This window comes from Streptomyces sp. NPDC059092 (assembly GCF_042756365.1).
GTDB lineage: Bacteria > Actinomycetota > Actinomycetes > Streptomycetales > Streptomycetaceae > Streptomyces.
On sequence record NZ_JBHZEJ010000004.1, the window covers coordinates 116,941 to 136,969 of the forward strand.

At 71.6% G+C, this 20,029-nt stretch carries 23 protein-coding genes and 1 riboswitch; of the genes, 13 read left to right on the forward strand and 10 right to left on the reverse strand.

Translation table 11 applies throughout. From position 1 onward, the window contains the following. The first annotated feature begins 15 nt into the window (after positions 1–15). The 6 genes from ACFXPL_RS04125 (at position 16) to ACFXPL_RS04150 (ending at position 4,989) form a co-directional block, all read left to right on the forward strand. Positions 16–831, forward strand: a complete 816-nt coding sequence (locus ACFXPL_RS04125; protein ID WP_384912122.1) for an ABC transporter permease — start codon at positions 16–18, stop codon at positions 829–831. After that, positions 828–1,607, forward strand: a complete 780-nt coding sequence (locus ACFXPL_RS04130; protein WP_384912125.1) for an ABC transporter ATP-binding protein — start codon at positions 828–830, stop codon at positions 1,605–1,607. The genes ACFXPL_RS04125 and ACFXPL_RS04130 overlap by 4 nt, the downstream gene beginning before the upstream one ends. Positions 1,608–1,707: 100 nt before the next feature. After that, a complete protein-coding gene (locus ACFXPL_RS04135) occupies positions 1,708–2,688 on the forward strand; it encodes an aliphatic sulfonate ABC transporter substrate-binding protein (protein ID WP_384912129.1) in 981 nt (326 codons plus the stop codon). A gap of 87 nt (positions 2,689–2,775) precedes the next feature. Continuing rightward, positions 2,776–2,985: a hypothetical protein gene (locus ACFXPL_RS04140; protein WP_384912132.1), complete on the forward strand. Its 210-nt coding sequence runs from the start codon at positions 2,776–2,778 to the stop codon at positions 2,983–2,985. Between the two features lie 179 nt (positions 2,986–3,164). Beyond that, positions 3,165–3,881 (forward strand): lysophospholipid acyltransferase family protein, encoded by a 717-nt coding sequence (locus ACFXPL_RS04145; RefSeq protein WP_384912135.1) that lies wholly within the window; start codon positions 3,165–3,167, stop codon positions 3,879–3,881. A 64-nt stretch (positions 3,882–3,945) separates the two neighbouring features. After that, positions 3,946–4,989 (forward strand): NAD-dependent epimerase/dehydratase family protein, encoded by a 1,044-nt coding sequence (locus tag ACFXPL_RS04150; protein WP_384912138.1) that lies wholly within the window; start codon positions 3,946–3,948, stop codon positions 4,987–4,989. Between the two features lie 91 nt (positions 4,990–5,080). On the opposite strand, the gene ACFXPL_RS04155 is transcribed toward ACFXPL_RS04150, so the two are convergent. The 8 genes from ACFXPL_RS04155 to ACFXPL_RS04190 form a co-directional block, all read right to left on the reverse strand. Then, positions 5,081–6,658 carry an alpha/beta hydrolase gene (locus ACFXPL_RS04155; RefSeq protein WP_384912141.1) on the reverse strand — a complete coding sequence of 526 codons (1,578 nt, stop codon included), beginning with the start codon at positions 6,656–6,658 and terminating at the stop codon, positions 5,081–5,083. A gap of 144 nt (positions 6,659–6,802) precedes the next feature. Further along, a complete protein-coding gene (locus ACFXPL_RS04160; protein WP_384912144.1) occupies positions 6,803–7,612 on the reverse strand; it encodes an urease accessory protein UreD in 810 nt (269 codons plus the stop codon). After that, complete coding sequence (gene ureG, locus ACFXPL_RS04165) at positions 7,609–8,286, reverse strand: urease accessory protein UreG (protein ID WP_384912147.1); 678 nt, start codon at positions 8,284–8,286, stop codon at positions 7,609–7,611. Before ureG ends, ACFXPL_RS04160 begins: the two co-directional genes overlap by 4 nt. Positions 8,287–8,444: 158 nt before the next feature. Then, positions 8,445–9,119: an urease accessory protein UreF gene (locus tag ACFXPL_RS04170; protein ID WP_384912150.1), complete on the reverse strand. Its 675-nt coding sequence runs from the start codon at positions 9,117–9,119 to the stop codon at positions 8,445–8,447. A 67-nt stretch (positions 9,120–9,186) separates the two neighbouring features. After that, positions 9,187–10,998, reverse strand: a complete 1,812-nt coding sequence (locus ACFXPL_RS04175) for an urease subunit alpha (protein WP_384912153.1) — start codon at positions 10,996–10,998, stop codon at positions 9,187–9,189. Then, entirely contained in the window at positions 10,991–11,302 is a 312-nt protein-coding gene (locus tag ACFXPL_RS04180) for an urease subunit beta (protein WP_384912156.1), read from the reverse strand. Before ACFXPL_RS04180 ends, ACFXPL_RS04175 begins: the two co-directional genes overlap by 8 nt. Before the next feature lie 13 nt (positions 11,303–11,315). Further along, a complete protein-coding gene (locus tag ACFXPL_RS04185) occupies positions 11,316–11,618 on the reverse strand; it encodes an urease subunit gamma (protein WP_384912158.1) in 303 nt (100 codons plus the stop codon). A gap of 278 nt (positions 11,619–11,896) precedes the next feature. Then, a complete protein-coding gene (locus ACFXPL_RS04190; protein ID WP_384912161.1) occupies positions 11,897–12,217 on the reverse strand; it encodes a type II toxin-antitoxin system Phd/YefM family antitoxin in 321 nt (106 codons plus the stop codon). 104 nt (positions 12,218–12,321) lie between these two features. Between ACFXPL_RS04190 and ACFXPL_RS04195 the strand changes: the two genes are divergently transcribed. The 3 genes from ACFXPL_RS04195 to ACFXPL_RS04205 all read left to right on the forward strand — a co-directional run bounded on the left by ACFXPL_RS04195 (position 12,322) and on the right by ACFXPL_RS04205 (position 14,242). Next, positions 12,322–12,948, forward strand: coding sequence for an ATP-dependent Clp protease proteolytic subunit (locus tag ACFXPL_RS04195; protein ID WP_384912164.1), 627 nt, complete (start codon positions 12,322–12,324; stop codon positions 12,946–12,948). A 6-nt stretch (positions 12,949–12,954) separates the two neighbouring features. Then, positions 12,955–13,263 (forward strand): hypothetical protein, encoded by a 309-nt coding sequence (locus ACFXPL_RS04200; protein WP_384912167.1) that lies wholly within the window; start codon positions 12,955–12,957, stop codon positions 13,261–13,263. 305 nt (positions 13,264–13,568) lie between these two features. Beyond that, positions 13,569–13,765: riboswitch (cyclic di-AMP (ydaO/yuaA leader) on the forward strand. A gap of 3 nt (positions 13,766–13,768) precedes the next feature. Continuing rightward, on the forward strand, positions 13,769–14,242 hold the full coding sequence (locus ACFXPL_RS04205) for a C40 family peptidase (RefSeq protein WP_384912169.1): 474 nt from the start codon (positions 13,769–13,771) through the stop codon (positions 14,240–14,242). 41 nt (positions 14,243–14,283) lie between these two features. On the opposite strand, the gene ACFXPL_RS04210 is transcribed toward ACFXPL_RS04205, so the two are convergent. Beyond that, on the reverse strand, positions 14,284–14,727 hold the full coding sequence (locus ACFXPL_RS04210; RefSeq protein WP_384912172.1) for an ATP-binding protein: 444 nt from the start codon (positions 14,725–14,727) through the stop codon (positions 14,284–14,286). A gap of 260 nt (positions 14,728–14,987) precedes the next feature. Here ACFXPL_RS04210 and ACFXPL_RS04215 point away from each other — a divergent pair, with 260 nt between their 5' ends. Both ACFXPL_RS04215 and ACFXPL_RS04220 read left to right on the forward strand, forming a co-directional pair. Next, on the forward strand, positions 14,988–15,845 hold the full coding sequence (locus tag ACFXPL_RS04215; RefSeq protein ID WP_384912174.1) for a helix-turn-helix domain-containing protein: 858 nt from the start codon (positions 14,988–14,990) through the stop codon (positions 15,843–15,845). Positions 15,846–15,853: 8 nt separating this feature from the next. Continuing rightward, positions 15,854–16,093 carry a DUF397 domain-containing protein gene (locus ACFXPL_RS04220; protein ID WP_384912177.1) on the forward strand — a complete coding sequence of 80 codons (240 nt, stop codon included), beginning with the start codon at positions 15,854–15,856 and terminating at the stop codon, positions 16,091–16,093. Positions 16,094–16,102: 9 nt separating this feature from the next. Here ACFXPL_RS04220 and ACFXPL_RS04225 read toward each other — a convergent pair whose 3' ends face one another. Next, positions 16,103–17,344, reverse strand: coding sequence for an 8-amino-7-oxononanoate synthase (locus tag ACFXPL_RS04225; protein ID WP_384912179.1), 1,242 nt, complete (start codon positions 17,342–17,344; stop codon positions 16,103–16,105). A gap of 144 nt (positions 17,345–17,488) precedes the next feature. On the opposite strand from ACFXPL_RS04225, the gene bioB reads away from it, so the two are divergent. Together bioB and ACFXPL_RS04235 are read left to right on the forward strand one after the other, a co-directional pair. Then, positions 17,489–18,703: a biotin synthase BioB gene (gene bioB, locus ACFXPL_RS04230; RefSeq protein ID WP_384912182.1), complete on the forward strand. Its 1,215-nt coding sequence runs from the start codon at positions 17,489–17,491 to the stop codon at positions 18,701–18,703. Continuing rightward, positions 18,696–20,027 (forward strand): adenosylmethionine--8-amino-7-oxononanoate transaminase, encoded by a 1,332-nt coding sequence (locus ACFXPL_RS04235; protein ID WP_384912184.1) that lies wholly within the window; start codon positions 18,696–18,698, stop codon positions 20,025–20,027. Before bioB ends, ACFXPL_RS04235 begins: the two co-directional genes overlap by 8 nt. The last annotated feature ends 2 nt before the right edge of the window (positions 20,028–20,029 follow it).

The following is a 20,029-nucleotide window of genomic DNA, read 5'->3' on the forward strand; positions in this document are numbered from 1 at the left end:
ACCAGGCAGGCACCCATGGCCGTGACCGTCCCTCCGGAGAAGACCGCCGCGGCCCGGGCCCCGCGGCGCGCCGAACGCCGCCCCCGGCGACGGCCGCTGGTCCTCAACGTCCTCGCTCTCCTGGCCGGTGTCCTCGTCTGGGCGGTCGTGGCCGCGCTGGGGCTGGTCGAGAACCTGCCGACGCCGCAGGCCGTGGCGCGCAAGGCCGGGGACATGGCCGCCGACGGCACCCTGGCGACCGATACGCTCGCCAGCCTGCGCCGGGTCTTCCTCGGCTACGCCCTCGGTGTGATCGCGGCCGTGCCCGTGGGCTTCCTCATGGGCTGGTATCCGCCGGTGCGCGCCGTCGTCGAGCCGTACGTCCAGTTCTTCCGCACCATCCCACCGCTCGCGCTCATCCCACTGACGGTGGTGCTGCTCGGAATCGGCGAGGTCCCGAAGATCGCGGTGATCTGCCTCGCCTCCTTCATGGCCTGTGTCGTCGCCTCCTTCCAGGGCGTCGTCGACGTGGACCGCACCCTCATCAACGCCGCCCGGGTCCTGGGCGCGTCCGACCGGGTCATCTTCGCCAAAGTGGTCATCCCGGCCTCCACACCGTTCATCCTCGTCGGGATGCGCATCGGCCTCGGCGCCTCGTGGGCCACGGTGGTCGCGGCCGAACTGATCGGCGCGCAGGAGGGGTTGGGCTACCGCATGCAGAAGGCGTCCACCTGGTTCGAGATGGACACCATCTTCGTGTCCCTGATCACCATCGGCGCGCTCGGCCTGCTCATGGACCGGCTGCTGCTGCTCGCCGAACGACGGCTCACCGGCTGGCAGGAGCGACGATGAAGACCAAGATCAGCTTCCAGGACGTGGTGAAGACCTTCCCGCTCAAAGGGGCCGAGTTCACCGCTCTGAACGGGGTGTCCCTGGACATCGCCGACCAGGAGTTCGTCACCGTCGTCGGCCCCTCAGGCTGCGGCAAGAGCACCCTGATGAGCATGGCCGCCGGCCTCCAGGAGCCCACCTCGGGCCGGGTGCTGGTGGACGGCGAGCCGGTGACCGGGCCCGGGCCCGACCGGGGGGTGATCTTCCAGCAGTACGCCCTCTTCCCCTGGCTGACGGTACGTCAGAACGTGGAGTTCGGTCTCAGGATCGCCTCCCTCCCCGCCGGGGAGCGGCGCCGCCGGGCCGACCGCGCCATCGCCCTGGTCGGGCTCGACGACTTCGCGGACGCCCTGCCGAAGACGCTCTCGGGCGGCATGAAACAGCGCTGCGCCATCGCCCGCGCGTACGCGGTGGACCCGCTGGTCCTGCTCATGGACGAGCCGTTCGGGGCCCTCGACGCCCTCACCCGGGTGCAGTTGCAGGACCAGCTCCTGGCGACGTGGAGCCGCGAGAAGCGGACCGTGCTGTTCATCACCCACGACGTCGACGAGGCGGTGTACCTGGCCGGCCGGGTGGTGGTCATGGCCGCCGGGCCCGGCCGTGTCCACCGTGTGATCGACGTGGACCTGCCCTACCCCCGTACCGAGGAGATCCGGCTCTCCGCGGAGTTCCGGCGGATCCGGAACGCGGTGTGGACCTCCGTACACCACCAGGAGACCACCGCTCCCGTCACGTAGCCGCAAGGCCGCGCCCTCCGGTCAGGACTGTGCGCTCCGGTCCGGCCGGGCCTCTGCCCGCGCTCCTTTCTCCCCCTTTTCCCGTTAGGACACCTTCGCCATGCCCGGAAACACCCTCCGTCGCGCCCTGTCGGCGCTCCTCTCCGTCACAGCCCTCACCCTCACCATGAGCGCGTGCTCCGGCAGCGCCTCCGACGACGACACGGTCGACTTCGGCTACATCGGCGACTACAACGGCGCCAGCCTGCTGGCCATCGCCGAGCATCAGGGGCTGTGGAAGAAGCAGGGCCTCACCGCGAGGACGAAGGTGTTCAACAACGGGCCGGTGCAGATCCAGGCGCTGGGCTCCGGCGACCTCGACTACGGCTACATCGGCCCCGGCGCGATGTGGCTGCCCGCCTCCGGCAAGGCGAAGGTCATCGCCGTCAACACGTACACCTACGCCGACCGTGTCATCGGCCGGCCCGGCATCAGGACGATGCAGGACCTCAAGGGCAAGCGGGTCGGCGTGCCCGAGGGCACGTCCGGCGACATGATCCTCAACATCGCGCTGGAGAAGGCCGGGATGACCACGAAGGACATCCAGAAGATCGCCATGGACCCCTCCACCGTCGTGTCGGCCTTCACCTCCGGAAAGATCGACGGCGCCGGCATCTTCTACCCCTCCATCGACACCATCAGGAAGAAGGTCCCGAAGCTGGAGGAGGTGGCCGGCACCAAGGAGACCGGGGACGCCTTCCCGACCGCCTTCGTCGCCGGGAACAAGGTGTCCGGGACGAAGAACAGCAAGGTCGTCAAGGTCCTGCAGCAGGCCAACGACTGGCGGGCGCGACACCCCGAGGAGTCCGTCGCCCTCGTGGCCGGGATGCTGAAGGTCAGTGAGGCACAGGCGAAGGCCGACGCCTCACACGTCGAGGCCTTCTCCACCGACGATCTGGTGGCGAAGACCGAGAGCGGCGAGATCGCCCGCGCACTGAGCAAGCTCGGCGATCTCTTCGTCCACAACAAGCAGTTGGAGCAGAACCCCGACCCCGCCGACTTCTACGACGGCGACCTCTACCGTAAGGTGCACGCCGGATAATCCACGGCGGCCCCGCCTCGGGCGCGGGCGGCGGTGTGTTCCGGATCGCCGGAACTCTCCACCGCTCGCGGGGAGGTAACGGGGTGGGTGAGGCACACAGAAGAAGCGGGCGAACTACGCCGACGCTTACGGGCGGACGACCGTCAGGCGCTCACCGATCGGTACGAGGACCGCGCGCGGGCGCCCTGCGACCACGCCCTGCGGCTGCCCGGCGACTGGCCGACGACTGGCCGACGGCCGAGGGGGATCATGTCCGAGAACCGTCCGGACTCCTCCCGGCACCAGCACGACCGGTGACGACGCCGCCGCCTTCGGGCACGTGCCGGCCCTGACACGTTTCTCGTGGCAGTTGGCTCAGCCGGTCCCTTCCGGTTACAACCGACGACGCCCGCACATACACTTGCGTCCGCCGGAACCCCGTTGACCTGGGACAACGCCGTCCTGTGGCCAGGTCGGGCCAGTGAGGAGCGCTCCCCTTGTTCTACTACGTGCTGAAATACGTGCTGCTGGGACCGCTGCTGCGGTTGCTCTTCCGGCCCAGGATCGAGGGACTGGAGCACATCCCCGCCGATGGTGCGGCGATCGTCGCCGGGAACCATCTCTCCTTCTCCGACCATTTCCTGATGCCCGCCATCATCAAACGGCGTATCACCTTCCTCGCCAAGGCCGAATACTTCACGGGGCCCGGGGTCAAGGGGCGGCTGACGGCCTTCTTCTTCCGCAGCGCCGGGCAGATCCCGGTGGACCGCTCGGGCAAGGAGGCGGGGCGGGCGGCCATCCGGGAGGGGCTGGGTGTGCTCGCCGAGGAGGAGCTGCTGGGGATCTACCCGGAGGGCACCCGCTCGCACGACGGCCGGCTCTACAAGGGCAAGGTGGGGGTCGCGGTGATGGCGATCAAGGCGCAGGTGCCGGTGGTGCCGTGCGCGATGGTCGGGACCTTCGAGATCCAGCCGCCGGGGCAGGTCCTGCCGAGGATCCGGCAGGTCACCATCCGGTTCGGTGAGCCCCTGGATTTCTCGCGCTACGCCGGGATGGAGAACCAGAAGGCGGCGGTACGCGCGGTCACCGACGAGATCATGTACGCGATCCTCGGGCTGTCCGGGCAGGAGTACGTCGACCGGTACGCGGCCGAGGTGAAGGCGGAGCAGGCGAAGGCCGCGCCGCCCAGGAAGTTCCCCCGCTCGCGTCGCTGAGAGCAGATCCGCCACCGGTGAAAGTCTCTGGGCCACGGACGTCCCCGCCCCTAGCGTTCCTCTTATGACCAGGGGAAACGCGGTAGTGATCGGTGCGACAGGGCAGGTGGGGCGCGCCGCGGTGCGGGCGCTCGCCATGGACGGCTGGGAGGTGTGCGCGGCCTCGCTCGGCGGGGGTGTGGACGAGCACCGGCCCGGGGAGGTGCGGGCCGTACGGCTGGACCGGGACGACGACGCGGCGCTGGCCGCGGTGGTGGGTGACGGGTGCGACGTCCTCGTGGACGTGACGGCGTTCGGCGGAGCCCATGCACGGCAGCTCACCTCGCTGGCGGGGCGGGTCGGTTCGGCCGTGGTGATCTCCAGCGGCGCGGTGTACGAGGACGACGAGGGCCGCAGCCTCGACACGCAGGGCGGCCCGGCCGGTGCCCCGCGGCTTCCGGTGCCGGTCCCCGAGACGCAGCGTACGGTGGCGCCCGGTGAGGGGACGTACGCCACCCGGAAGGTGCTGCTGGAGCGGGAGTTGCTCGCGGCGGGCGACAGGCTGCCGGTAACGCTGCTGCGGGCGGGCGCGATCCACGGCCCGTACAGCCGCTCCCCGCGTGAGCTGTACTTCGTGCAGCGGCTGCTGGACGGCCGCCGGCGGCGGGTGCTGGCGTACGGCGGCCGGAGCCGCTTCCATCCGGTGCATGTGTCGAACGTCGCGGAGCTGATCAGGCTGGCGGCGCTGCGGCCCGGCTCGCGGGTGCTGAACGCCGGGGATCCGCAGGCGCCGACGGTGGCGGAGATCGGTGCGGCCATCGACACGGTGATGGGCCGGGAGACCAGGACGGTGCTGCTGGAGGGGGCTCCGCCGGACGGGGGTGTCGGCGATACGCCGTGGAGCCTGGAGCATCCGATCGTCTACGACATGGCCGCGGCCGAGCGGGAGTTGGGCTACCGGGCCGTGACGGGGTACGTCGAGTCGCTGCCGGAGACCGTCGCGTGGTTGGCCGGACAGGTGCGCGAGCGGGGGTGGGAGGAAGCCTTCCCCCGGATGGTCACGACGTACGGCCGGGACGCGCTCTTCGGGTACGCGGCGGAGGACGCCTGGCTGGAGCGCGGGCAATGAGCCGTGCACGGTGGGCGTTCGAGGGCCGGGCAGGGTGAAGGGGGCGGCCGGATTCTCGCCGGCCGCCCCCTTCACCGGGTCACGGTTACCGCTACGGCTTGGGCGTGGCGTGCGGGGCGCACGTCACGTCCGCGCGGTCCACCGCGCCCGTCAGGAGGTAGGCCTTCACCCGGTCGTTGACGCACGGGTTCACCAGGTTGGTGATGCCGTGCGAACCGGCGTCGCGCTCGGTGATCAGCCGCGATCCCTTGAACCGCTTGTGCAGTTCGACGGCGCCCCCGTACGGCGTGGCGGCGTCCCGGGTGGACTGGGTGATCAGCACCGGCGGCAGCCCCTTGCCTGTCTTCACCTCCACCGGGGTCTGCTGCTTGACGCCCCAGGTGGCGCACGGCAGGTTCATCCAGGTGTTGGACCAGGTGAGGAACGGGTGATCGCGGTGGAGCCGGGTGGTGTCCCGGTCCCACTTCCGCCAACTCGTCGGCCATTTGGCGTCGGTGCACTCGACGGCGGTGTAGACGGCGTTGCCGTTCTCCGACTTGGCGTTGCCCACGGTGTCGGAGAGGTCGGGCGAGCCGGCGTCGATGAGCGGCTGCGGGTCTCCGGCGACGTACTTGCTCCAGAGGGTGGCGGTGGGCACCCACGAGGAGTCGTAGTACGGGGCGCTCTGGAACACACCGAGGAGTTCGGCGGGTCCGACCACACCGCCCAGCGGGCTCTTCTTGGCGGCGGCGCGCAGGGTGTCCCACTGCTCGCGCACCTTGGCCGTGGTGTCACCGATGTGGAAGGTGGCGTCGTTCTTGGCGACCCACTCCAGCCAGTCCGTGAAGCGGGTCTCGAAGGCGACGTCCTGGTCCAGGTTGGCCTGGTACCAGATCTTCTCCTTCGACGGGTTGACCACGCTGTCGACGACCATGCGGCGCACATGCGTCGGGAAGAGGGTGCCGTAGACCGCGCCGAGGTAGGTGCCGTAGGAGACGCCCACGTAGTTGAGCTTCTTCTCGCCCAGGGCGGCCCGGACGACGTCCAGGTCACGTGCGGTGTTGGGGGTCGTCATGTGCGGCAGCATCCAGCCGCTGCGCTCCTTGCACCCGTCCGCGTACTCGGCCGCCAGCTTACGCTGGGCGCGCTTGTCGGCCTCACTGCCGGGGACGGGGTCGGCCTTCGGGGCCTTGACGAACTCCTGCGGGTCGATGCAGGAGATCGGCGTCGAGCGGCCCACACCGCGCGGGTCGAAGCCGACGAAGTCGTACGCCTTGGCCGCGTCGGCCCAGACGGCGTTCTTGGTGACGACGCGGCGTGGGAAGGCCAGGCCGGAGCCGCCGGGGCCACCGGGGTTGTAGATCAGCGCGCCCTGGCGTTCGTCCTTGGTGCCGGTGGAGCCGATCCGGTCGACGGCGATCTTGATCTGCCGGCCGTGGGGCTTGGCGTAGTCGAGCGGGACGCTGACGTAGCCGCACTGGATGGGCTTCTCCAGCGCCCAGTCGGCCGGGCAGTCCTGCCAGTCGATGCCCTTCTTCGCGGCCCGCTCGGCGGCGACGGTCGCGCCGTACGCCGCCGGGTCGCCCTGCCCGCGGCCGTCGGCGGTCGCCGCCGGAGCGGCGATGGCGCCCGCTATGAGCGTGCCGGCGAGCAGTGTGCCTGCCGAGCCGAGCACTGCGGTGCGTCTCACGTGGTACCTCCCCCTATGGAGCGCCGCCTGCGCGGCGGCGCTGTTTCGTGCGAGCTTCCCGGATCCTTTCGCCTGTGAGGTGGCTGAGAACAGGCCGGATGGGGATTTCTTTACCTAACCAATAACCGGTGAGTCGCGTTCCGCTCAGCGGTACGCCACTGCTCCGGTGTCGTACGGAAGGCCCTCGGGCCGGTCGGCGGGCGGCCTGCCGGGCAGGCCGTCGAGGAGGTCGGCCAGCGCCTCGTCCAGGACGCGCCGCAGGAGCAGCGCGTCCGGTGCGACCGCCGTGACGAGCGCGCCGGGCCCGGCGAGCGGGGTGCGTACGGCGGTGTCGCCGAGCAGCAGCGGCGTTACGGGCATCTGCTCGAACCCGGGTGATACGACGAGGAGTTGGCCGACGGCGCGGTGTCCGGCGAGGACCGCGGGGCCGTCCCAGCCGGCCGGCGCGCCGGGCCCGTAGGAGAGTTCCTGGTCGAGGAGGGGGCGGCCCGCGCGCCGTACCGCGAGCCGGCTGAACAGGGTGCCGGGGGCCTCGCCGTGGCGGCCGAGGATCTGCTCCTCGCGCAGCACCAGCAGGGCGGTGGGGGCCAGTTCGACCTGGGTGCGCATACGCAGCTCGCTGCCGTACGCGGAGATGAGCTGCTCAGGCAGCCAGCGCAGCTCCGCGTGGTCCCCCACGGTCAGCCGCACGTCGTAGTGGGCGGGTTCTGGCACCCTGCTGGGCAGGGCGACGGTCGCGGCGGCGGCGTCGACGGTCAGCGTGGCCCCGTCCCGCACCTCGGCCTCGACGGCGAGCCGGTCGCCGCCGAGCGGTGCGCTCATGGCGCCGACGAGGGTGACGCGGCTGCCGGGGCCGGTGGCCCGGGTGCGGCGCGGCGCGAGCGGCCCCTCACCGGTCAGTACGGGCAGCCCGGCGCGGGTGGCGACGATCCGGGCGGTGGCGCGGACGCTCACGCGGTCCAGTCGGCGAGCCGGCCGAGCACCCAGTCGGTGACGGGCCGCACGCCGTCCTCGCTCTTCAACGAGGTGAAGACGACGGGCAGTTCGCCGCGCTGTTCCTCGGCGTCGCGGGCCATCCTGCCGAGGTCGGAGCCGACGTAGGGGGCGAGGTCGGTCTTGTTGACGACGAGGAGGTCCGCGGTGGTGACGCCGGGGCCGCCCTTGCGCGGGATGTCGTCGCCGCCCGCCACGTCGATGACGAAGATCTGGGCGTCCACGAGGCCTTTGGAGAAGGTGGCGGTGAGGTTGTCACCGCCGGACTCGACCAGGATCAGGTCGAGCGGTCCGACGGTGTCCTCCAGGTCCTCGACGGCTTCGAGGTTGGCGGAGATGTCGTCGCGGATCGCGGTGTGCGGGCAGGCGCCGGTCTCCACGGCCTGGATGCGCTCGGGCGGCAGGACGGCGTGCCGCAGGAGGAACGCGGCGTCCTCGCGGGTGTAGATGTCGTTGGTGACGACGGCGAGGGAGAGCCGGTCCCGCAGGGTGCGGCAGAGCGCGGCGACGGTCGCCGTCTTGCCGGAGCCGACGGGCCCGCCGAGGCCGATGCGCAGGGCGCGACGGCGTCCGTCGGGGCGTACGGCGTCGGCGGAGAGGGCCGCCGGGCCCGCGTGGCCGTGGTCGAGGTGCATGGTGCGGCTCCGGTGTGTGAGGGGGATGTACGGGCGCGGCGCGGGGGCTTCGGAGTAGGGCGGGGCAGGCTTCGGAGTAGGGCGGGGCGGGCTTCGGGGGTGGGCGGGGCAGGCTTCGGGAGTGGGCGGGGCAGGCTTCGGGGGTGGGACTCACGGGCTCATGAGGCGAACAGCCTGACCGGCCACTCCGCGTGGGCCTGCGCCATGATGTCGAGCAGGGGCGCGGAGGGGGCGGGCAGCGCACCGGTCCCCTCGTCCACGGCCCGTTCCGCGCACGCCGCGGCCTGGGCGGCGACCTCGTCGAGCGCGGGCGCGAGCCGGGCGAGGACGCCGACGGCCTCGAAGGGGTCGAGCCCGAGCAGCCGTACGACCGCCGTGGCGGGGCCGCTGACGCTCTCGTACGCCGCGCAGTACCCGGCGTCCAGGGGGGTGAGGCCCGCCGCGCGCGCGGTCAGCCCGAGCACGACGGGCTGGTGCGCGCCGCGCGGGCGGGCGGCGGCGAGCGCTTCCAGTTCCGCGCTCGGCCAGGTGGCGCGGGCGGCGCGCAGGAGCTGGCGGCCGAGCCGGCGCGCGGTGGTCCGCAGGGCGGGCGCGGGGGTACGGGCGTCGGCGGCCTCGTCCAGTTCCAGCGGGTCCAGGCCCCGGGCCGCCGCCGCGGCGAGCGCCGCCGCGGTGAGCCCGGTGGTGCCCAGCCGCCCCCGGCAGAAGGCGGCCAGGTCCTCGGCGTCACGGATCCGGCCCGCCGTGACGGCCGGTTCCGCGCCGCCGGAGTGGGCGTGGCCGCCGGCGGGGAACCGGCCGTCGGCGAGGACAAGCAGGGCGGCCCGGCTCATCGCGGACCTCCCCGCCGACCCGTGCGGCCGACCTTCGTGAGGACCGTCATCGGAGCCATCCCAACCATCAGAAGAGGAAGTAGCGCTGGGCCAGCGGGAGTTCGGCGGCGGGCGCGGGCTCCACCGGCTCGCCGTCGATCCGTACCGTGAACGTGTCGGCGTCGACCTCCACGCGCGGGAGCGCGTCGTTCTCCCGCATGTCGGCCTTGGTGATCCGCCGGGTGTTGCGGATCGGTACGAACTCCTTGGCCAGGCCGAGGCGTTCGGGCAGCCCGTCCTCGATCGCCGCCTGGGAGACGAAGTTGAGGGAGGTGGCCGCCGCGGCCCGCCCCAGGGCCCCGAACATCGGACGGGGCAGCACCGGTTGCGGGGTGGGGATGGAGGCGTTGGCGTCGCCCATCTGCGCGTACGCGATCTGGCCGCCCTTGAGGACGAGCTGCGGCTTCACCCCGAAGAACGCCGGATCCCAGAGCACCAGGTCCGCGAGCTTGCCGGTCTCGACGGAGCCGACGCGTCCGTCGAGGCCCTGCGCGACGGCCGGGTTGATGGTGTATTTGGCGATGTAGCGGCGGGCCCGGTGGTTGTCGGCGCGGCCGTCGCCGGGCAGGGCGCCGCGGCGCTTCTTCATCACGTGCGCGGTCTGCCACGTCCGCATGATGACCTCCCCCACCCGCCCCATGGCCTGGGAGTCGGAGGAGATGATCGAGATGGCCCCGAGGTCGTGCAGGATGTCCTCGGCCGCGATGGTGGAGGGCCGGATCCGGGACTCCGCGAAGGCGAGGTCCTCGGGTACGGCCGGGTTGAGGTGGTGGCAGACCATCAGCATGTCGAGGTGTTCCTCGATGGTGTTGACGGTGTGCGGCCGGGTCGGGTTGGTGGAGCTGGGCAGGATGTACGGCTCGGAGACGACACTGATGATGTCGGGTGCGTGCCCGCCGCCCGCGCCCTCGGTGTGGTACGCGTGGACGGTGCGTCCGGCGATGGCGGCGAGGGTGTCCCCGACGAAGCCCGCCTCGTTGAGTGTGTCGGTGTGGATGGCGAGCTGGGCGCCGCTCTCCTCGCAGACCCGGAGGCAGGCGTCGATGACGGCGGGTGTGGCGCCCCAGTCCTCATGGATCTTGAACCCGAGCGCCCCGCCGCGCAGTTGGGCGTGCATCGCGTCGCGGGACATCGTGTTGCCCTTGCCGAGCAGGCCGATGTTGACGGGGAAGGTCTCCAACGCCTCCAACATCCGGGCGAGATGCCAGGATCCGGGTGTGACGGTGGTGGCCTTGGTGCCCTCGGCCGGTCCCGTGCCGCCGCCGACGAGTGTGGTGACCCCGGACGAGAGCGCCTGGTCCACGATGGTCGGGGAGATGAAGTGGATGTGCGCGTCGATCGCGCCGGCGGTGACGATCCGTCCGTTGCCCGCGATGACCTCGGTCTCGGGACCGATGACCAGGTCGGGGTGGACCCCGTCCATGGTGTCGGGGTTGCCGGCCTTCCCGATGCCGGTGATCAGGCCGTCCCGGATGCCGATGTCGGCCTTGACGATGCCCCAGTGGTCGATGACGACGGCGCCGGTGATCACGGTGTCGGGCGCGCCCTCGGCCCGGGTCGTACGGGCCTGGCCCATCGACTCACGGATCACCTTGCCGCCGCCGAACACCGCCTCGTCCCCGGCGCGTCCGGGGCCGCCGCAGCGGTCCTCCTCGATCTCGACCAGCAGGTCCGTGTCGGCGAGCCGGATCCGGTCGCCGGTGGTGGGGCCGAAGAGGTCGGCGTACCGGGCGCGGGACAGCTCGTACCGTACGGATCGCCCCAGCGGCCCCGTCGCTTCCTTCGGCCCCGCCGCTTCCTTCGGCCCTGGCGCATTCTTCGGCTCTGGCGCGTCAGCCATCGAGGGGACCTCCGGTCTCCCCGCGCAGGCCGGGCACGACGCGCAGACCGGCGAGGGGTACGAGTGCGACGGCGACGGGGACGCCGGGTTCGAAGCGGACGGCGGTGCCTGCGGCGACGTGCAGCCGCTTGCCCCGGGCGGCGGCCCGGTCGAACTCCAGGCCGGGGTTGGCCTCGGCGAAGTGGTAGTGGGAGCCGACCTGGACGGGCCGGTCGGCGGTGTTGACGACGGTGAGCCGGGTGACCTCGCGCCCCTCGTTGAGGGCCACGGGCTCGTCGGCGTACAGGATCTCTCCGGGGATCATCGGCGCTCCCCCGTCAGACGATCGGGTCGTGGACGGTGACGAGCTTGGTGCCGTCGGGGAAAGTGGCCTCCACCTGGACGTCGTGGATCATCTCGGGGATGCCCTCCATGACGTCGCCGCGGCCGAGGACCTGGCGTCCCGACGCCATCAGTTCGGCGACGGTGCGGCCGTCCCTGGCGCCTTCGAGGATGTGCGAGGTGATCAGGGCGACCGCCTCGGGGTGGTTGAGCCGCAGTCCGCGCGCGCGGCGCTTGTCGGCGACGTCCGCCGCCACATGGATGAGCAGGCGCTCCTGCTCGTGCGGGGTCAGTTGCACGCTTCCACCTCATCGTCTCCGGCCCGGTTCCGGCCGGGCGCAGCGCGATCCTAACCAACATCAACACTTTGTTGAACGGTGGTCGCGATTCTCCCCACCCGTGGGACCGCACCGTAGGGCGGAAGTTTTTCCGACGCGTTAACTCACGCGCCCGGCGACCTCCCGGCGCGCCCGGCCCGTATACGAAGACCGCCGAGACGAAGACCGCCACGCGCCGCGGACCGCCGAGGCGAAGACCTCCGCCCCGGAGACCCGTCACCCCGGCCACCGCGAAGGCGTCACCTGCCGGGCCCCGGAGGGCGCTCGCCACCCTCCGGGCGGCGGTCGGGGCGGTGTTCGGCGGCGATGCCGAACCGGCGCGGTTCGCCCTGAGCGGACGACAGGGCGCGGATCGCCGAGACCGAGCTGATGACACGCTCCTCCGCCTCCTCCGCCTCCTCGGGTTCGCTCTCCAGTCGTTCCAGGTCAGCGGCGGAGACGAGCGCGACCAGCGGCTTCCCGTGGCGGGTCACGACCACGCGCTCGCCGCCGTAGACGACGCGGTTGATCAGATCGGCGAGTTCTGCCCGGGCTTGCGTCACCGGAATCTCGTAGGCCATGCTGCCCATTCTAACGGTCTGTACGTCCTGTACATTTTTTACAGAGCCGTACAGGGAGCCGTGCGAGAAGAGCGCGCGTCCCGCGCCCTGAGGAGAGGCTTGTCATGAACCGCCCTTCGGCCCGCTATGTCCTGCCCGAGTTCACCGAGCGGACGAGCTACGGGAGCCGCACCCTCGACCCGTACTCCCGGCTCCTGGAGGACCGGATCGTCTTCCTGGGGACACCCGTCGACGACACCGCCGCGAACGATGCGATCGCGCAGTTCATCCACCTTGAGTACGCCGCGCCCGACCAGGACATCAGCCTCTACATCAACTCGCCGGGCGGCTCGATCAGCGCCATGTTGGCGATCTACGACACGATGCAGATCATCACCTGCGACGTGGAGACGACCTGTCTCGGCCAGGCCGCCTCGACCGCCGCCGTCCTCCTGGCGGCGGGCGCGCCCGGCAAGCGGATGGCGCTGCCCGGCGCCCGCGTCGTCCTCCGGCAGCCCGCCGCCGAGGAGCCGGTGCACGGACAGCCGTCCGATCTGATGATCCACGCGCAGGAGTTGCTGCGACTGCGGGACCTGGTCACCTCGACGCTGGCGCGCCACACCGGGCGGAGCACGGAACGGATCGCGGGCGCCCTCGACCGGGACACGATCTTCGACGCGCCGGGGGCCCGGTCGTACGGGCTGATCGACCACGTCGTCCAGAACCGCAAGACCTCCACGGGCGGGCGGTGAACGCCGGTGCTGCCGCCGGAACCACCCCCGCTGCCCGCCCTCACCCGGGCCGAGGGCGAGGTCGTCGACCACTACCTGCGGATCGTGGATCTGCTGGGCCGGATCAACCCGGCGCGCGGGACGGACACCTACGGCGCCCTGCGCGCGGCACAGGCGCTGCCGGCCCAAGCGGCGGGGCTGCTGGACGCCCTGACGGCCATGCACCGGCGGGGCGAGACCGAGCTGTACGCGGCGGCCCTGGCCCGGGCGTTGCGGACCCTCGACGGGGAACGGAGAGCCGCACGGGTCACCGTGCCGCCCGAAACGCCGACTTGAGGGCGCGCGGCGTTCCCGTATGGCCGCGTCCGTATGAGAAGGACTCGCACATTCGGCGTATGAACTGACTGGACGGAATCCGCGAGGCAAGTTGCGCGATCCGACCGGATTGTCGGCGCGCTTGATCGTTACGTCGCAGGTACGGCCCTCATCGACCCGCGCGGACCGAGGACGGAATCCCCCGTCGCCACCCACATGGACCAAGGGTGATGAACTTCACATATCGTCGTTTCATCTCGGAAATCCACGGGTTCCTGGGTCAAGATCCCTGGGACGACAAGCCCCCGCCACCCCTGGCGAGGCGGTCCGGGCGGACGCCGAGTCCTGCCGCCGTTCCGGATGTCGGGTCGACAGGAGTGGATCGGCAGGAGTGGAGGACCCAGGCGCTACGGGACGACGCCGGTCGTGGTCGTTCCTCGGGGTGAAGCCGTTCACGCGGCCGGGCAACTTCGCCAGCCCGAACCCGACAGGTCATCCTTCACAGGCGGCTGACGAAGGGTTGCGCATGACCGCGCAGACATATGTCCCGTCCCTGCTGTCCCGGGCGGGGGCCGTATCGGCCCTCACGCTGGCCGCGGTCACCGGCACGATGCTGGTACCCGGCGCGGCGTCGGAGGCCCAGGCCGCTCCGCACAGCGCCAAGGCCCTGAAGGTCGCGGCGTCGAAGAGGGGGTCTCCGTACAAGTACGGCGCGACAGGGCCGTACCGCTTCGACTGCTCGGGGCTGACGCTCTACTCGTTCAAGAAAGCGGGGAAGAGGCTCGCCCGTACCGCACAGGCGCAGTACAACCAGACCCGGCACATCTCCGCCTCCTCGCGGCGCCAGGGTGACCTGGTCTTCTTTCATTACGGGAGGAGCGTGTACCACGTCGGGATCTACGCGGGCAGGGGAAAGATCTGGCACTCGCCGAAGACCGGTTCGCTGGTACGGCTGGAGAAGATCTGGTCCAAAAAAGTCTGGTACGGCCGGGTCAGGTGAGCACGCGCCGGCCGCTCCACGCCCTTGGAGCCCCCGAAGGCTCAGGCCGGGGCGGCCGGTGCCAGCGGGGCCGTCCAGGGCAGCGCGATCCAGACGGTCTTGCCCCCCTCGTCGGTCGGGACGACCGACAGCCGCCCGCCGGCCTCCGCCGTCAGCGAGCGGATGATGACCATCCCTCGGCCGTTGTCCTGCTGGACGGCCGCGGGAAGCCGCTGGGGCCAGCGCGGATGGCTGTCGGTGACCCCGACACGCAGCTGCTCCCCGCGGTCGAGCCGTACTTCCACGGTGAACGTGGGCGACCGGCCGAAAGTGTGCTGCACGGCGTTGGTCGCCAGCTCGGAGACGATCAGCCGGACCGTGTCGGCCGTGGCCGTCCTGTCCGGCAGCCCCCAGTCGGCGAGGAGGTCGGCGACATATCGTCGGGCCGTGGGCACCGACGCGGGCTCGCTCGGCAGGGTGATGGATGCTTCCTGGTGGTCGGCCATGGCGACGCTGTCCCTTTCCCTCCGGACCGGACTCCGGCGCAGAGCTGATGACTGCGCGGACTGCCCCGGAACCGTGCTGCGCGACAGCCTGCCATTGATCGCACCATCCGTACCTCCGATCCACCGAGATCTGCATATATCTGTCGCTCAAAGCGGTGAACTCTGCAACCCGGGACCGTATTTGGACGCCGGAAAGATAACTTCTCCGCCTTGACGTCGTTTCGGTGCGACGGAGAAGGCAGCAGAGAGGTGATTCGGCCATGCGGCATATTCCGGTGGTACGTCGGCAGCGGCTCGGGGACGAATTGCGCAGACTGCGCCGGAGCGCGGGGCTCACCAGTGATCAGACGGCCCGGCTGCTCGGCTGGAACCAGTCGAAGGTGAGCAGGATCGAGACCGGCGTGAGCGGCGTGCGGGACGGGGATCTGGCGGCGCTCCTCGACGCCCTGGGGATCGAGGACCCGCGGCTGCGCTCGCTGCTGCGGGCCCTCGCGGGCACGGCCGACGGCGCGCCGGGGTGGTGGACGGCGTACCGCGCGGTGATCCCGCCCGCGTACCGGGACTTCATCACGCTGGAGTCCCAGGCGAGCACCGCGCACACGCTGGAGACCACCGTGGTGCCCGGACTGCTCCAGACCAGGGCCTATGCCCGCGCCGTGACCAGGTCCGCGCTGACGGGGACGCCGGACGGGACGGTGGACTCACTGGTCGATGTGCGGCTCGTCCGCCAGGAGGCATTGACGCGGTCGGCGGCGGCGCTGCGGCTGCACGCCGTGGTCGACGAGGCCGTGTTGCGGAGGGAGGTGGGCGGGCCCGAGGTGATGCGGGATCAGTTACGGCGGCTCACCGAGTCGGCCCGGCTGCCCCAGATCAGTCTCCAGGTCCTGCCGTTCACCGCCGGCGGCTATGCCGGGCTCACCGGTCCCTTCGTCATCTTCTCTTTTTCGAACATTACCGATCTGGATTTAGTCATTCTCGACCATTTAACGAATAGCCTCTATCTGGAACGGAAAGAGGACCTTGAGGCGTACCGCGTCGCCTTCCATGCGATGCAGGCACACGCCCTCTCGACACAGGATTCATTGGATCTCATCGCCGGGATCAATGACGGCGCGTAGGGAGCATCATGTCCGCTTGCCTCGCAGGGCCCTCCACCTCTCGTCCCTTACCCCTTTCACCCCCGCGGGGGTGGCGGCGCAGCAGCCACAGTGTCGGCGCCAACAACTGCGTGGAGTGCGCCCGCGGCGACGCGGGCGCGCTGGCCGTACGGGACTCCAAGAGCGTCGCCCGCCCCCACCTGGCCTTCTCGGCCGGCGCCTGGAGCTCCTTCGTCTCCGCGCTGGACGGGCGGGCACCGGTGTCGTAGGACCGGCCGTCAGCCCGCGCCCGGGGCCCCGGGCGCGGCCCCGGGCGCGAGCGCCACGACGGTGCGTACCGCCGCGCCGATCTGGTCCTCCGTCAGGTCGGCGCGGGCGGTCAGCCTGATCCGGGAGATGCCGTCCGGCACCGACGGTGGCCGGAAACACCCCACGGCCAGCCCGGCCGCCCGGCAGTGGGCGGCCCAGCGCACGGCCGCCTCGGGCGACGGTGCCTGTACGGAGACCACGGCGGCGTCGGGCCGAACGGCCGTCAGCCCCGCTCCGGTCAGCAGCCGGTGCAGCGTACGGGCCACCTCCCGGGCCCGCCCGGCCCGTTCGGGCTCACGCCGCAGCAGCCGCAGGCTCGCCAGCGCGGCGCCCACCGCCGCGGGCGCGAGCCCCGTGTCGAAGATGAACGTCCGCGCGGCGTTGACGAGATGGTCGATCACCTTGGCCGGTCCGAGGACGGCACCGCCCTGGCTGCCCAGGGACTTGGAGAGGGTGAGGGTCGTCACCACGTCCGGGGCGCCCGCGAGGCCCGCCGCTTCGACGGTGCCCCGGCCGCCCGTGCCGAGCACGCCCAGGCCGTGCGCGTCGTCGAGGAGCAGGGCCGCGCCCCGGCGGCGGCAGGCCGCCGCCAGTCCGGCGAGCGGCGCGGCGTCGCCGTCCACCGAGAAGACCGCGTCGCTCACGACCAGGGCGCGCCGCCCCGGGTGCGCGTCGAGTGTCTTGGCGACGGCCTCGGGGTCCGCGTGCGGTACGACGACGGTGTCGGCGCGGGAGAGGCGGCAGCCGTCCACGATCGAGGCGTGGTTGCCCGCGTCGGAGAGGAGGAGCCCGTCGCGGGCGGTGAGCGCGGTGAGGGCGGCGAGGTTGGCCGCGTAACCGGACGAGAGGACGAGCGCGGCCTCGAAGCCGCAGAACTCGGCCAGCTCCCGTTCCAGTTCCGCGTGGAGGGCGGTGCTGCCGGTGACCAGCCGGGAACCGGTGGCGCCCGCGCCCCAGCGGCGGGCCGCCTCGGCGGCGGCGCCGGTCACGGCGGGGTGCCGGGTGAGGCCGAGGTAGTCGTTGCTCGCCAGGTCCAGGAGGGCGGAGTCGGCCGGGCGCGGCCGGAGCGTACGGACCAGACCCGCCCGCTCGCGGCGCAGCGCCTCGCCCTCGGTCCAGTCGAAGGGGTCGGAGGGGGGCGTGCGGTCGGCCGGACGCGGGGAGCCGGACCGGTGCGAGAGGCCGGACGGGTCGAGGTGATCGTGGTCCATCGGTCCCGTCCTTTTGTAGGCAGCTCACAGACCTTAACCGTCGTCGAACCCATTTTTGGTGTGGCTATGCACACACCTCGATCCGATGGCCTTGTGGGATTCCTCCGTGGTCATGAAGCGCCCCGGTAGGTCAGGATCGACGGTATGGATCTGCTGAACACGCTGGTGGAGAAGGGCCTGCGGCGCGAGCCGCCGACCCGTGAAGAAGCGCTCGCCGTGCTGGCGACCTCGGACGACGAGCTGCTCGATGTGGTCGCGGCGGCCGGCAAGGTGCGCCGTCAATGGTTCGGGCGGCGGGTGAAGCTGAACTATCTGATCAACATGAAGTCCGGCCTGTGCCCTGAGGACTGCTCGTACTGTTCCCAGCGGCTCGGTTCCAAGGCGGAGATCCTCAAGTACACCTGGCTCAAACCGGACGAGGCCTCCGAGGTCGCCGCCGCCGGGGTGGCGGGCGGCGCCAAGCGGGTCTGCCTGGTCGCGAGCGGCCGGGGGCCGACGGACCGGGACATCGACCGGGTCTCGCGGACCATCGAGGCGATCAAGGAGCGACACGAGGACGTCGAGGTGTGCGCCTGTCTCGGGCTGCTCTCGGCCGGCCAGGGCGAGCGGCTGCGTGCCGCGGGCGCCGACGCGTACAACCACAACCTCAACACCTCCGAGGCGACGTACGGCGACATCACCACCACCCACACCTACGCCGACCGGGTGGACACCGTACGGCAGGCCCAGGCCGCCGGCCTGTCCGCCTGTTCCGGGCTGATCGCCGGGATGGGGGAGAGCGACGAGGACCTGGTCGACGTGGTCTTCTCGCTGCGCGCGCTCGACCCCGACTCGGTGCCGGTCAACTTCCTGATCCCGATGGAGGGGACCCCGCTGGAGCGGGAGTGGCACCTCACCCCGCAGCGCTGTCTGCGGATCCTGGCGATGGCGCGGTTCGTCTGCCCCGACGCGGAGGTCAGGCTCGCGGGCGGGCGCGAGGTGCATCTGCGCACGCTCCAGCCGCTCGCGCTGCACCTGGTCAACTCGATCTTCCTGGGCGACTACCTCACCAGCGAGGGCCAGGCGGGCCAGGCGGACCTCGACATGATCGCGGACGCGGGCTTCGAGGTGGAGGGCGCGGGGACGACGACGCTGCCCGAGCACCGTACCGGCGGCTGCGCGCCGTGCGGCGGTGACGGCGGCGGCACCTGCGGCGGATCCGAAGGGTCCGACCGATCCGACGCGTCCGGCACGTGCGGCACCTCCACCGGAGCGGCGCCGGCCGCCGGGGGAAAGGTCCAGGCTCCGTCGGGGCTCCGTACGGATCTCGTCTCCGTACGCCGCAGGGGGGCCGGTACGGACCTGGCGCCCAATGCCTGAGTTCCCCTCCCCCTCGGAACCGCTCACGCCCGACGCGTTGCTCGCCCTGGACCGGGCCCATGTCTGGCACCCGTACGGTCCGATGCCGGGCCGTACGGATCCGCTGGTCGTGGAGTCGGCCTCCGGGGTACGGCTGCGGCTCGCCGAAGCCGCGTACGGCCGGCGCGAGCTGGTCGACGGCATGTCGTCCTGGTGGTCGGCGATCCACGGCTACAACCACCCCGTGCTCAACGAGGCGGCGCGCGGCCAGCTCGACCGGATGAGCCATGTGATGTTCGGCGGGCTCACCCATGAGCCCGCCGTCCGGCTGGCGGCCCGGCTGGTCGAGATCACGCCCGAGCCGCTGCGCCATGTCTTCCTCGCCGACTCGGGCTCCGTCTCGGTCGAGGTCGCCGTCAAGATGTGCCTCCAGTACTGGCGTTCGGCCGGTCGCCCGGCCAAGCGGCGGCTGCTGACCTGGCGCGGCGGCTACCACGGCGACACCTGGCAGCCGATGTCGGTCTGCGACCCCGACGGCGGGATGCACGGACTGTGGGCCGGGGTGCTGCCCCAGCAGATCTTCGCGGACGCGCCGCCGGCCGCGTACGACGAGACGTACGCCGACGGGCTGCGCGCCCTCATCGCCCGCCACGCGGACGAACTCGCCGCCGTGATCGTCGAACCGGTGGTCCAGGGCGCGGGCGGGATGCGCTTCCACTCCCCCGCGTATCTGCGGGTGCTGCGGGAGGCGTGCGACGCGCACGACGTTCTGCTCGTCCTGGACGAGATCGCCACCGGCTTCGGCCGTACGGGCACGCTCTTCGCCGCGGAGCAGGGCGGGATGTCCCCCGATGTGATGTGTGTCGGCAAGGCGTTGACGGGCGGCTATCTCACGATGGCGGCGACGTTGTGCACCGCCCGGGTGGCCGAGGGGATCGCGCGCGGCGAGGTCCCGGTACTGGCGCACGGTCCGACCTTCATGGGCAATCCGCTGGCGGCGGCGGTCGCCTGCGCCTCGATCGACCTGCTGCTCGGCCAGGACTGGGCGGGCGAGGTCAAGCGGGTGGAAGCGGGGCTGCGCGAGGGGCTGGCGGAGGCCGTGGCCGTGCCGGGGGTCCGGGACGTACGCGTGCTGGGCGCCATCGGGGTCGTCCAGCTCGACCACGAGGTGGACATGGCCGCGGCGACGCGGGCGGCGGTGCGCGAGGGCGTCTGGCTGCGGCCGTTCCGCGATCTGGTGTACACCATGCCGCCGTATGTGACGGGTGATGAGGACATCGCGCGGATCTGCCGCGCGGTGACCGCGGTCGCCGCGGACGCGGCGAGCGCACGAAGGGAGCGCTGACC